Source organism: Psychrobacter sp. 28M-43 (assembly GCF_014770435.1).
Taxonomy (GTDB): Bacteria; Pseudomonadota; Gammaproteobacteria; order Pseudomonadales; family Moraxellaceae; genus Psychrobacter.
In genome coordinates this window covers 1,166,347-1,179,187 of sequence record NZ_CP061739.1, presented here as the reverse complement: position 1 = coordinate 1,179,187, position 12,841 = coordinate 1,166,347, and the positions used below count along the sequence as shown (strand labels likewise).

Sequence of the window (12,841 nt, the reverse complement as noted above, 5' to 3'; positions counted from 1 at the left end):
TTAAAATATTGGCTGATGTTTATAATGAGGCTGACGTATTTATATCATGGTCGATGCGAACCCCTAGCGCCTTTAGCTGTGCATCTAGATTATGGTAACTATTCTCAGATAATACAGCCGTCACTGGCAATACCCATAGTCTACTGACAAGTTCTACATACTCATCATTGAGTGCTTGTGTCGCTGTATAGTCTGCCAATAATGCGTTGATTTTTACCGCATCTTTACTGGTTACGATGATAGGATAATCACCATATTGTAAAAGCTCAGCCAAACTAAAATCATAGTGATCAGGGTAAGGATGCCCTATGACCTCAAAGCCAATAGATTCTAAGGTATCAAAAAACCGCTGTGGATAACCGATACCACTGACAGCATGGACGCGGCTGTTATTAGTAGGCTTAACACTATTAAGTTGAGCTGCGCTCGATGTATGATTCCATAGGCGCTGTAACTCACCAGCTTGCAAATGCATGGTCAAACGATCAGTAGACTGTATCTTATTACCACTTCTAGAAGTCCGAGTTAAATCTGTACTTGGCTTTTCATGATAAACAACATTTGCACCCTCTAATCGTGACATCGGCTCACGCAAAAAACCTGTTGGTAATAGCTGCTTGTTACCAAACCCACGGGCGGCATCTACCACAATCCATTCAATATCACGCTGTAGTGCATAATGCTGCAACCCATCATCTGCAATAATCAATTGCAAATCAGGCTCTGCCTTTAATAGAGTAGCAATCGCTTGTTGGCGATTGGGGCACACTGCCATAGTAGCGCCTGTCATATGAGCAATCAAACACGGCTCATCTCCTACTACATGAGGTAAGCTGGTAGCACTAACCAATGCAGGCATTTGACTCGTATCACCGCCATATCCGCGACTGATTACCCCTACTTTTATGCCTTTTTTTTGTAAGTAGTTGACCAGAGCGATAATCAACGGCGTCTTACCACTACCGCCCACACTAATATTACCAATGACCATCACGGGAATAGGTGCTCGATAGCTTGATAATAGCCCAGCCTTATAAGCCTGACGACGCAATAAGGTAATGAAGCCGTATAACCAACTGATAGGCAACAACAACCACAACCAAACAGCTTGACGTTGCCATGCGCGGGTGACTGTCGTCTCAATACTCATTAATCAATGTCGCTTATCTTATTGGTTCATGGCTGCATAAAAATTGGCTAAAAACTTCTAAACTGACTACTCGAAATCTCGAGCATACATTTGCGCATAGTGGCCTTGTAGCTGCATTAGCTCATTATGCGTTCCTAATTCAACAATCTGGCCGCCATCCATCACAGCAATACGGTCTGCTGATTCAATAGTAGTCAGTCGATGGGCAATGACCAATGTAGTACGGTCTTTCATCACATTATCGAGTGCTTGCTGGATATAATACTCAGACTCATTATCAAGTGCGCTGGTGGCTTCATCTAAAATTAGAATCGGTGCATCTTTTAGCAACGCGCGAGCAATCGATAATCGCTGACGCTGACCACCAGATAGTTGCAACCCTTCAGCACCAATTTCGCTTTGATAACCGTTTGGCATTTTCATAATAAAGTCATGAGCGAAGGCATCTTTTGCGGCTTGTTCAACCTCAGCTTGAGTCTTATCAGCTAGGCTGCCGTAAGCAATATTATTAAATACAGTGGTATTAAACAATACTACTTGTTGGTTCACCATCGCAATCTGGGCACGCAGACTCTCTAACTTAATGTCTTCAATAGGCATACCGTCTAATGTGATTTGTCCTGAAGACGTCTCTAGAGTACGTGTTAATAAATTGACTAGTGAGGACTTGCCCGCACCACTTCGCCCTACTAATGCAACTGTCTCGCCTGCTTTGATATTCAAGGTAAAGTCACGTAGAGCCACCGTCGAATCTGGATATACCAAGCTGATATTGTCTAACGACATTTGCCCTGATAGCGCTTTACTGATTGTGCCTGTGTCTTCTTCTTCTGGCTCATCAAGTAGTGCAAAAATCGACTCACCAGCAGCCAGACCTTTTTGCAGCTTCTGATTAATATCAGTCAGCGAACGTACAGGCTTACTTAATAAACCTGCTGCTGCAATGTAGGAGATGAACTCACCTGCTGAAATATCATCTATTACTGCAGGTCGCAACGCAAGCCAGACGACAACGGCCATCGCAATCGCCATCAACAGCTGTACGGCTGGCGTATTAATACTATTGGTAACAACCACCTTCATACCTTGGCGTAGGTTTTTCTTAGATGTTTTGTCAAAGCGTGCTGACTCGTATGATTGACCGCCGTAGTTTTTGACCACTTGATAGCCGCCGATGACTTCATTGGTAATGTGACTGACATTACCCATCGTCTCTTGGATACCTTTTGAGAGCTTAAGATAGCGCTTTGATGCAATACGTACCAGCCATAGTATTGGTGGCAAGACAACAAATAAAATAAGCGTTAGACGCCAATTGCTATAAAACAAAAAACCAATCAATGCGACAACGGTCAAACCATCACGCAGCAAAGTCTTCATTGAGTCTGTACTGGCGGCCGTGACCTGTTCAACATCAAATATCAATTTCGATGAAATCGTACCTGCTGGATTGGCCAAATAAAATGAACTAGGCAAGCGCAGTAACTTATTAAAAACTTCTACACGTAGCTCATAGACTAAGTTGCGTGAGACCAATGCAGAGTAATAGTTACCCAAAAAACTACCAACCCCGCGCACAAAGAATAGCAATATAATCAATAGCGGAAATAAGGTTTGTTTGCTTCGATCATTCTGATTGATAGCATCAGTAATATATTGCAGAAGCTTGGCAGTCCAAATCTCTGTCCCTGCATTAATCGCAAAACCTAACGCCGTCAATAGCAATGCCCACCAATAAGGCTTTAAATACCTTAATAAGCGTAATAGTGTCTTACTCTTAGGCGTAACGGGCGATACTGCCGATGCATTTTTATCAGAAGATTTTTTAGAGTCAGGTAAATAAGCTTGGCTCATAAAAGCCTCAATTTGGGTATCGTGGTATGAATGGGCTGTGTTTTACACAGTTTTATGATGATAAGACTATATCTGTTATTGCGGCAGCGTTTGGCCAAGTGGTACCACTGTACTGATGTTTAAATTCAAAAATCCGAGCTTTCCAGCGATATCCATCACTCGTACCACAGACTGATGAGTCGCATTGGCATCCGCTGCAATGACAAATAACATATCGCGATTGCTGCCCGCCTCTTGCTGCAACATACTGGTCAGTTCAGCCTCATTGCTACTAGCAAGTGTAATGCCGTTGACCAAATAGCTACCATCTTCTTGCACAGCTACTTCGATACTGTTGTTTTGTTCTGTCAGTGCGACACCTTCCGCTTCAGGAAGGATAATATTTAAACGACTAAAGTGATTAAATGAAGTAGCAAGTAATAAAAACACTATCAAAAACAGTAAACAATCAATCATCGGTGTTAGATTAATTTCAAGTGGTTCAACCGTTGGTTTTCTAAAACGCATATCAATCTCTTTAATTCAGCTACCATGTATAGGCTCAAGATTTCTATTCTTTAAAACCGCATTGACTACATTGCCGCTATGCTAGTCTTATCCGAATCCAACCCACCGAATGAACGTTCTTGCACAATACTATCTTCTATTGACAGACGGCTAGAAGCTGTAGATGGCTGCGCACTAGCAAGCAAATGATAATCATACAGCTCTTGAATCATAAGCCCTGCTTGAGTCTCAAACTGAGCATTAATATCAATGATACGGCGCTGAAAATAACGATAAGCAACCAGCGCAGGGATAGCAACAATCATACCAGCAGCGGTAGTGATTAGTGCCTGTGACACGCCAGCGGCTAGCATCGTCGGATCTTGCATTGCGCCATCGGTAATCGCTAAGAATGAAGAGATAATTCCTAGTACCGTACCTAATAGGCCAAGCAACGGCGCTATCGCACCGATAGTACCTAACATATTGATGTTTTTCTCTAACTGATGAACTTGGACGCTGGCACGGTTTTGCATGTGCATTGTCATCGACTCTAGCCCGTACTGACGATATAGCAACCCCGTTGCCAAGATATCGCCAAGTGCCGTCTTTTCTTTTACATTCATCAACTGTGTGCGACCAATATCGCCATTTTCACGTAAACGAGTTATTAGTTGTTCGCGCAACCTGCTAGGAGCGACTTTGTTAAACTGTAGCGTATGGCTACGTTCAATGATGATAACCAAAGCCAATATAGAACAGACCACGATAGGTGTCATTAGCCAGCCACCTGCTTTTACCAACTCCCACATACCCACTCTCTTCCATATTTTTGCAAAAATAAATGTTCAGAGGCGACTTAGCATCTGGATAGATACGGCTAATTCGCAAACGTTATTAAGCTTGAGCTTCTATATGTTTAATCAACGCAGCTAATTGATCTTGATTGCGGAAAAATATCTCAACACTACCTTGACCATCTTTTTTATGCTTTAGTTTGACTTCAGCACCAAGCATGTCTGTCAATCTTTGGGTCAAACGCTCTACATCACGAGATTGTGCTTGTTCAGCACGATTGATTTTGGGCGCTGGCTGCAAGATTGATTTGACCAACTTTTCAGCTTCTCGCACGGTCATACCGCCATCGATAATCTTTTGCGCGATGATAGGTTGCTGTTCAGAGGACAATGCTAAAAGCGTACGAGCATGACCCATATCTAGCGCACTGTTGGCTAAATGGTCTTTTACTTTATCATGCAGCTGATTTAAACGAAGTAGATTCGATACTGTCGTACGCGCCTTGCCGACGACTTCAGCGATCATGGCATGACTCATACCAAACTCCGTATGAAAGCGCTGCAACGCCGCTGCCTGCTCAATCACTGATAAGTCTTCACGCTGGATGTTTTCAATCAATGCTAGGGCAATCGCCAACTCGTCGGATAAAGCGCGCTCAATCGCAGGGATAACTGCTTTTCCTGCCATTTTTGCTGCGCGCCAGCGGCGTTCACCAGCGATAATTTCGTGAGTGACAAATGCTTCACTCTTATCCTCATTTGCCAACAGTGGACGGATAACGATAGGCTGCATCACGCCATGCTGCTCGATAGAAGACGCCAATTCTGCAAGTGCTGTCTCACTCATATCACGACGAGGCTGGTACTTACCTGCTTGCAAGCGTGTGACATCGATCTGCACAAGGCTAATCTGATCTTCGGTTGCGCTCGTATCTGCACTATTGCCACGCGATTTATTGAGCGACGCCTTGCTAGTAGTACGTGATGAACGTGGCGCGCGAGTGCTATTCTCACTAGCAGCATCGTTATCAGTAGTCTTCGCAGATGATTTTTTACTGGCTTTTGTAGGAGCGATATCAGGCGCTATATCCGTAGACACAGTATTTACAGGCGCATTAGTATCTACAAGCACATTAGCATCTGGCGTAGCATTTTCACGCGCCACCATGTCGTCTTGCAAGGCAGAGGCGGTAATTTGCTTTTCTTTTTTGATTGACCCTAATAAGGCATCTAAGCCTCGATTAGCAGCCAACCCTCTTTTCTTCGCCATGATTACCTATCCTCTAACGCTAAAATAAAAGCCAATTGATTAATGATGCGGCTTACTAAATACAATGTTAAGTGTTCTATACTTATGCTATTCATTCACTGTGCTGATCAGTGACGCTTTTTATCTAAAAATCCTTTGTAAGAACTTTAGATAGAAACTAGTTGCTTTGTTTCATCACTTCAGCGGCAAGCTTTTGATACGCGCGTGCACCTTTTGACCATCTCTCGTATGCAATAACTGGTAAGCCATGCGCGGGAGCTTCTGCTAAGCGAATATTCCTTGGAATATGAGTCTTGTACATGATATCGCCAAAATGCGCTTCTAGCTCAGTAGATACATCACGGGCAAGCGTGTTACGCGCATCAAATAGCGTTCTAACCACACCGCGAATGTATAGCTGAGGGTTCAACTCTGTAAGACGTTCAATCGTTTGCGATAAGTCAGCCAACCCTTCTAGTGCATAGTACTCACACTGCATAGGGATAATCACACTATCCGTAGCAACCAACGCATTAATCGTCAGTAGATTCAAACTAGGCGCACAATCGATAATCACATAATCGTATGGCTGTTTTTGTGTGGATACCTGATCGTTAACCAACTCAGCCATCGCAGTTTTGAACAGTTCATGACTATCTGTCTTACTCATTAAGGTAATGTCCATGCCAGCCAAATCGCGATTGGCACCAATGACATCAAACCCTGCAGGACTAGTAACAATTGCTTCAGACAACGCGACACCATCTAGCAAAACGTCCGCTATGGTAAGATCCAACTCGTTTTTATCAACGCCTGTACCACTGGTCGCATTGCCTTGTGGGTCTAAGTCAATCAGCAGTACATGCTTGCGTTTAGCAGCCAAGCTGGCGGTCAAATTTACTGCCGTTGTGGTTTTACCCACACCGCCTTTTTGATTCGCAATTGCTATGATTTCCATACACTCACTCAATTTTATTAGGGTCTATTACTTTTGACTCGGTTGGTACGATTATTTTTGTTCAATCTTATACAGCGACGCTCGCTCAGTATTTAAAAATAAGCAACTTATGGTCGAAAATACTCAGTTTACGGTCGAGCATTTTAAATGCTTTTAAATACTATGTCATTTAGATACAGACGTAAACTGTGTTTCACAAAAAACCGTACCTGTTTCATGACTGCGAAGTATTTATGGTTCAACTGTCTTTGGCAGACATTTCAATTAAATGGCGACTGTCGTGCAAACGTGGCACCGTCAGCTTAATGGTTTTGATATGCCAATCACTATCAAGTGCTTGCAGCTCTTCCTCACTCGGGACTTTGCCTTTCATAGCACATAAGAAGCCGCCATCTGCCAATCTTGGCTGCGCTACTTCTACAAAATCTATCAAACTGGCAAACGCTCGTGATGTCACCACAGCGTAACTTGCTTCATGCGCTTCAATACGCGATGCGATCGGCTGCATATTACTCAAACCGAGCTCGCTGCTGATTTGCTTAATAAAGCGAATTTTCTTCTGATTGCTATCAAGCGCAGTACACTGGCGCTCAGGCTGACAAATGGCAATGATAACTGCTGGCAACCCTGCTCCCGTGCCGATATCTAGCAACGATCCGGCGGGTAAATGCGTTATAATAGACAGACAATCTACCACATGCTTGATCAGCGCTTCTTCTGGATCAGTGATCGCGGTCAGATTATACGCTTTATTCCATAATAAAAGCTGGTCTAAGTACAATAATAACGTGCGCTGCTGCGTTTCACTTAACGGCAGACCTAGCTCATTTATCGCTTGCGCCAAGATATTGGCCAGCTTTGGCAGTTGCGCACCAAGCTTTACGAAACCAGCCGGATCAATATTAGTATTACCCATACTAGCAGACGATGAAGAGTTTTTAGCGGAAGCTGACATACAACGAGTTATCCAGTTTTGACTTGTGAACCGTTTATTTTATCATGCAGTCTGCCCATTGAATAGTTGCAGATTGCGCCAATGTGGGACATCTTATACTATCTACGCTTATCATGAGGCGTTATTCTGCTTTGATTGCCTCCAATTCGTTGATTAATTCATTCGTTTTTTACCAGTTTTACTCAGGCATTTGTCTAAATATGATACAAAACTGCGCTTAATGACTTCGCTAATAGGTGACTATATCTTGTAAGATGTCATGATTGACTATAAAAAACTCAGAATACGCATGAACAGATAAAACCAATCACTTCTCATATTCCTTTAATACTTTTTAAGATGATTTTTCAAACGCCTATGACAGAACAACCCTACACCCCTATATCGCAAGTATCAAAAGACGCTAACAATATGGTAGTACCTACTACCAATACAAAAAATACTAAGCAAAAAGCACCTGATACCCCAAACCCTATCTTCACAGAAGTTCAGCAAAATTGTCGCATTTCCGCTGAGCAATTAAAACGCTATAGCGACCCTGATGAATTGCCTACAGACACTCGCACTGCGCCTGACTTAGATGTTGGCTTCGGTCAACAACGCGCGCTTAAAGCATTACATACAGCGCTAGATATCAAAGCCAGTGGTTATCATGTGTTTGCCGCTGGTGAAAACGGTTTGGGCAAGCGTACTGTGATTAGTCGTCTGTTAACGCGTATCGCTGCTGACGCGCCGACGCCAGATGATTGGGTATACGTGCATAATTTCACTGATCCACGCACACCATTGGCGCTGCGTCTACCAGCTGGTCAAGCCTCGCTATTACAGCAGCAAGTTAATAACTTATGGCAGCAAGCAAAAAAGCGTTTAAGCCAACGCTTTCGTAGCGATCAATACCAAAGCAAAATTGAAGCCATCAAAAACAGTACTCATCAAAAAGAAAGTCATGCCTATGACGCGCTTAATGCTGAAGGCAAACAATATGACCTAGCATTAACGTTTCGCTCGTTCGATAATAAAGCCGTATTTGTTCATCCTAGTCAGCTGCCTACAGAAAGTAATAGCGATGATGACAAGCAAATAAAAATACCTAGCAATCATAAAAATTCTGAAAAGCTCGATGATAGCGAAAAAGTTAATATTTTGAGCGAAAAAAATAATGAGCGTAAGGAAAACCAAGACTCTACATATGGCAATAATGAGTATGAAGCTGAGCTGAATAACTTCGTGCAAAAGAACCATATGCAAAAGCGCCTAAGTCAATTGACTATCGCTTTAGAGCAACTAGAAGACGAAGCCAACGATGAGATAGAGGCATTACATCGTAGTATTGCCCAACGTGCTTTACAGCCATTATTTACCCCTATCTACGAGCAGTTTGCGACTCATCCACTTGTCGTAGAATATCTCAAAGCTGTATTTGATGACATGGTCACTCACGTAGAGCGTATCGTCAATGGCGATGATGAGGAGTTTGTGACGGCAGTGTTGGCTACGACGCCCAGTCGTTATGCAGTAAATGTTATTGTCAGTCATACACCTGACAGTGGCGCACCTGTGGTCTTTGAGGATTTGCCAACCCATCTCAATTTATTGGGGCATGTCGAGCAAATCACCCAATTAGGCACAGTAACCACTGACGTGAGTATGATTCGTGCAGGTGCTCTACATCGCGCTAATGGCGGCTATTTACTGTTAGAAGCTAGCCACGTACTTGAGCATCCTTATGCATGGCAAGGTTTAAAGCGCGCATTACAGTCACGAAAAATCAAACTGTCTAGTCTAGAGCAAATGCTAACGCTAACAGGCAGCTTATCTCTCTCACCAGCGCCTATTGATTTAGATATCAAAGTTATCTTGTTAGGTGAAGCAGATTTATATTATGAGTTGCTAGAGCTTGAGCCTGAATTTGATGCGGTATTCAAAGTCCGAGCTGACTTTCATGACGATGTGCCTCGTACCATTGAGCATGAATTGGCATTGGTCGCAAAAATGGCCGACATCATCGACTATGCCGACCTTTATCCGTTTGATAGCAGTGCACAGGCCACACTACTTGAGCACTTAAGCTTGCAAGCTGAAGAACAAGATCGTTTAAGCCTACACAGTGACTTATTGATTAAACTCTTGCATGAATCAAACCGTCACGCTCGATTAAACAATGAGACTATGGTGACGGCAGATCACGTCACTCAAGCAATCGATGACATGGATGAGCGTTCAGGATATTTGCGCGATCTGTACTGGGATGAGCTGAAAAACGGCCAACAGCTGATACAAACGCAAGGCGATGCTATCGGACAAGTTAATGCATTAACCGTGGTTAGTTATGCCGATAGTGAGTTTGGCATGCCAGCACGGCTTACTGCGGTCATTCAGCCCAATATTGGCACAGGTGAAATTCTTGATATTGAGCGTGATGTAGACTTGGGTGGTAGTTTACACGCAAAAGGCATGCTGATTATGACCAGCTATTTGCGCGCGTTGTTTAGTCAACATCATGCACTGAACTTTAGTGCATCACTGGCGTTCGAGCAGAGCTACGCGCAGATTGACGGTGATAGTGCCACTGTGAGCGAAGGCTGTGCATTGCTATCCGCGTTAGCAAACGTTCCTATCAATCAGTCTCTCGCGATTACTGGATCTATGAACCAGCTAGGCGAAGTACAGGCAGTTGGTGGCATCAATGCTAAAATCGCAGGTTTCTTCGACGCCTGCCGCGAGCAAGAGCTAACAGGCGATCAAGGCGTCGTCATTCCGATGGCCAATGTCAAACAACTGATGTTACGTGATGATATTATCGATGCAGTAAATAGAGGCAAATTTCATATCTATGGCGTCTATACGCTAAGTGAAGCCCTGACGCTGATGACTGGTTTGCCCATCGACACCATGAATAAAAAATGCCGTTATCGTAAAGATACTTTATTTGGCAAAGTATTAAGCCGTCTGATGCTATGGGATGAAAACCAAGAAAGCACTGATGACATCGATGATGAAAAGTCCAAAAAGAAAGCGAAGAAAAAGCGTAAAGAAAAACGTCAAAAGAAAGAAGATAAGAGAATAAAAGAAAAGCGAAAAGGTGAGAGAAGTGATAAGAAAGGTAGCGAGGAAAGTAACAAGCAAAGCGATGCTAAGCCTATTGATGACACCCTAAACGATAGCGAGACAACAGCTGTCGATGAGGATGACAATTAAAATTTGAACGGTACTACCGATACGTACGCACATTGCTGTTCGACTAAATTTATAGTTATATCTATAGCTAGATCGAGCAGCAACCATCGAATAGCAACCATCAAATAAACATACGCATGCATGAACGTCGCTAGACGCTACGCTGCTTTTCTGCGATGATTAACGGTTCCTGATCGAGCAATATCGTGCCAGAAACCGACTTGTAACTTCATAAAGGGTATCTCTTAATGACTGTACATCCTACTGATGCTGATAACATCCAAGCTCAGTCCAATCCTAGTAAGCAGACAGGTGCGCTTGCAGCTGTAGACACTGGTACCTCAAAAGAGGCCAATGCCGCCAATATTAGTGACAATCGACATGGTGCGGCAACGACTGCTCGGCAATGGCAAGTACTATCACAGCTGCAGCGCAATCGCTGGGTAGGCACCACACATATCTATGAGCAGCTGATGATGGCAGGCTTCGATATCAGCCTACGTACTGTCCAACGCGATTTGAATGCCCTTGCAAAACGCTTCCCTATCGAAAAAAACAATGCCAATCCTCAAGGATGGCGCTGGAAAGAAGACGCCCCATTACAAAGTTTGCCGCATATGAACTTATCACAAGCGGTTGCTTTTAATATGGTCGAGGCCAATCTGACCCAGTTACTGCCACCTGTTATCTTAGATGAATTATTTCCTTGGTTTGACTTAGCACGGCGACAGCTCAAAAACAGCAAAGTGACCCACTCTTGGATAGACAGAGTGCGTATCGAGCCTGCCACACAGCCGCTTATTGCACCAGATATAGATTTGGACAGTAAAGACAATATTTACCACGCGCTATTTTATCAGCTGCAAATTCATGCTTGTTATACTCGTAGCAACAAATTACAAGCCAGCGAATATATCCTAAATCCAATCGCAATTATCCAGCGCGGTGTGATTATCTATCTGCTGGCAACTCGTACTGACGATCCAGAAGCCACCATTCGCACCTTTGCTTTACATCGTTTTGATAGTGTTGAGATTCTCGAAACCGCTGCAAAAACACCAGAGAACTTTCAACTCGATATGTACTTAGATGAAGGCAGCATGGGCTTTAGTCACCCACTGTTTGGCGAATTGGACGAGCGTGGCAAGAATACCGCTGTTGAGCTTAGGTTTACCAGGCAGGCTGGTAAGAGTCTGACCGAAAGTAAGCTTAATGACGATCAAACCGTGACGCTAAATGAGGATAACACCCTTACTATCAAAGCCACTGTTAACTTGACCTCACAGCTGGTCTGGTGGCTACGTGGGTTTGGTAGTGGGTTATTAGATGCTAAGCCTGAACTACTTTATCAAGCGGTATTAGATAAGTCTTCGACAGCAATCAGTGAGTGACATCACTGACCTGAGATAGGCTAACATCCGCACGCCTTAAGTAAGCAAACATCAAATCTAGATAACGGTTAGAAACTAAGAATAAAAAAGGAAAGTTATGTCGACCACTGCCCCATCACCACTGTTGTCAGATAGTTTACGAGGACTTGGACTAGACGCAGGGACTTTGTTCTTTGCGCTCAATTATGAATTTACCAAAATTGAACCAAAAGGCATGTTTAAGCGCTTTAAGAAAAATCAAAGCGCGATGGATATTGATCTGGCTTGTGTGTTGTACGATGACAATTGCGTCATCAGTGACATCGTTTGGTTTAAGCAATTACGAGATAAAGCTGAATCGGTCAAGCATCAAGGTGACAGCTTAAATGGTAAGGATCGCGGTGAACAAGCCATGTATCTGGCCCCCCTTGATCAAGAGCAAATCAGATTGGAGCTTGAGAAAATACCCGCTCATATTAATCATATTGGTTTAATTGCCAACTCATACCATGGTCATTCGTTTTCTAGAGTCAAGAAAGGCGAAATTCATCTGAGTGACGATGAAGGAAACCGTTGTTTTGAAGTCAACCTTAAGCAGCTCCCACGCGACTGCACCACGCTATGGGTAGCGCATTTGCGTCGATCTGTTGACGACTGGCATTTAACGTTGCAAAACTTACCACTCACTGCAGAGGGTCTAGCAAATGCAGCACAAGAAGTGGCTCATGAGTTAGCACGTGCATTGCCTATCCCTCAGGGAATATAAGAGCAATTAGTAATCGCATATAAAAGAGGTCTTGTGCTATGTAAACACAAGACCTCTTTTTATAGTCAAAATATTAACT

General features: G+C 43.4%; 10 protein-coding genes. 3 read left to right on the top strand and 7 right to left on the bottom strand.

What is annotated here, in order from left to right:
* Positions 1 to 19: 19 nt before the first annotated feature.
* The 7 genes from lpxK to rsmG form a co-directional block, all read right to left on the bottom strand.
* Positions 20 to 1,150 (bottom strand): tetraacyldisaccharide 4'-kinase, encoded by a 1,131-nt coding sequence (gene lpxK, locus IEE84_RS05060; protein WP_191115084.1) that lies wholly within the window; start codon positions 1,148 to 1,150, stop codon positions 20 to 22.
* A gap of 66 nt (positions 1,151 to 1,216) precedes the next feature.
* A complete protein-coding gene (gene msbA / locus IEE84_RS05055) occupies positions 1,217 to 3,004 on the bottom strand; it encodes a lipid A export permease/ATP-binding protein MsbA (protein WP_191115083.1) in 1,788 nt (595 codons plus the stop codon).
* 75 nt (positions 3,005 to 3,079) lie between these two features.
* Positions 3,080 to 3,511, bottom strand: a complete 432-nt coding sequence (locus IEE84_RS05050) for an ExbD/TolR family protein (protein WP_057759437.1) — start codon at positions 3,509 to 3,511, stop codon at positions 3,080 to 3,082.
* A gap of 65 nt (positions 3,512 to 3,576) precedes the next feature.
* Complete coding sequence (locus tag IEE84_RS05045) at positions 3,577 to 4,302, bottom strand: MotA/TolQ/ExbB proton channel family protein (protein ID WP_191115082.1); 726 nt, start codon at positions 4,300 to 4,302, stop codon at positions 3,577 to 3,579.
* An 85-nt stretch (positions 4,303 to 4,387) separates the two neighbouring features.
* Positions 4,388 to 5,557, bottom strand: a complete 1,170-nt coding sequence (locus tag IEE84_RS05040) for a ParB/RepB/Spo0J family partition protein (RefSeq protein WP_191115081.1) — start codon at positions 5,555 to 5,557, stop codon at positions 4,388 to 4,390.
* Between the two features lie 157 nt (positions 5,558 to 5,714).
* Positions 5,715 to 6,494: a ParA family protein gene (locus IEE84_RS05035; protein ID WP_191115080.1), complete on the bottom strand. Its 780-nt coding sequence runs from the start codon at positions 6,492 to 6,494 to the stop codon at positions 5,715 to 5,717.
* Between the two features lie 238 nt (positions 6,495 to 6,732).
* A complete protein-coding gene (gene rsmG, locus IEE84_RS05030; RefSeq protein WP_191115079.1) occupies positions 6,733 to 7,449 on the bottom strand; it encodes a 16S rRNA (guanine(527)-N(7))-methyltransferase RsmG in 717 nt (238 codons plus the stop codon).
* 357 nt (positions 7,450 to 7,806) lie between these two features.
* On the opposite strand from rsmG, the gene IEE84_RS05025 reads away from it, so the two are divergent.
* The 3 genes from IEE84_RS05025 to IEE84_RS05015 all read left to right on the top strand — a co-directional run bounded on the left by IEE84_RS05025 (position 7,807) and on the right by IEE84_RS05015 (position 12,762).
* On the top strand, positions 7,807 to 10,647 hold the full coding sequence (locus IEE84_RS05025) for an ATP-binding protein (protein ID WP_191115078.1): 2,841 nt from the start codon (positions 7,807 to 7,809) through the stop codon (positions 10,645 to 10,647).
* Between the two features lie 227 nt (positions 10,648 to 10,874).
* The gene (locus tag IEE84_RS05020; protein ID WP_191115077.1) at positions 10,875 to 12,017 is read left to right on the top strand and encodes a helix-turn-helix transcriptional regulator; all 1,143 of its coding nucleotides are present in this window, start codon (positions 10,875 to 10,877) and stop codon (positions 12,015 to 12,017) included.
* Between the two features lie 97 nt (positions 12,018 to 12,114).
* Complete coding sequence (locus IEE84_RS05015) at positions 12,115 to 12,762, top strand: TerD family protein (protein ID WP_191115076.1); 648 nt, start codon at positions 12,115 to 12,117, stop codon at positions 12,760 to 12,762.
* Positions 12,763 to 12,841 lie beyond the last annotated feature (79 nt).

Bases quoted from the DNA above. Each gene is read 5' to 3' on its own strand.
- lpxK (WP_191115084.1), bottom strand. From the start codon at position 1,150: ATGAGTATTGAGACGACAGTCACCCGCGCATGGCAACGTCAAGCTGTT.
- IEE84_RS05015 (WP_191115076.1), top strand. From the start codon at position 12,115: ATGTCGACCACTGCCCCATCACCACTGTTGTCAGATAGTTTACGAGGA.
- rsmG (WP_191115079.1), bottom strand. From the start codon at position 7,449: ATGTCAGCTTCCGCTAAAAACTCTTCATCGTCTGCTAGTATGGGTAAT.
- IEE84_RS05050 (WP_057759437.1), bottom strand. From the start codon at position 3,511: ATGCGTTTTAGAAAACCAACGGTTGAACCACTTGAAATTAATCTAACA.
- IEE84_RS05045 (WP_191115082.1), bottom strand. From the start codon at position 4,302: ATGTGGGAGTTGGTAAAAGCAGGTGGCTGGCTAATGACACCTATCGTG.
- IEE84_RS05035 (WP_191115080.1), bottom strand. From the start codon at position 6,494: ATGGAAATCATAGCAATTGCGAATCAAAAAGGCGGTGTGGGTAAAACC.
- IEE84_RS05020 (WP_191115077.1), top strand. From the start codon at position 10,875: ATGACTGTACATCCTACTGATGCTGATAACATCCAAGCTCAGTCCAAT.
- IEE84_RS05040 (WP_191115081.1), bottom strand. From the start codon at position 5,557: ATGGCGAAGAAAAGAGGGTTGGCTGCTAATCGAGGCTTAGATGCCTTA.
- IEE84_RS05025 (WP_191115078.1), top strand. From the start codon at position 7,807: ATGACAGAACAACCCTACACCCCTATATCGCAAGTATCAAAAGACGCT.
- msbA (WP_191115083.1), bottom strand. From the start codon at position 3,004: ATGAGCCAAGCTTATTTACCTGACTCTAAAAAATCTTCTGATAAAAAT.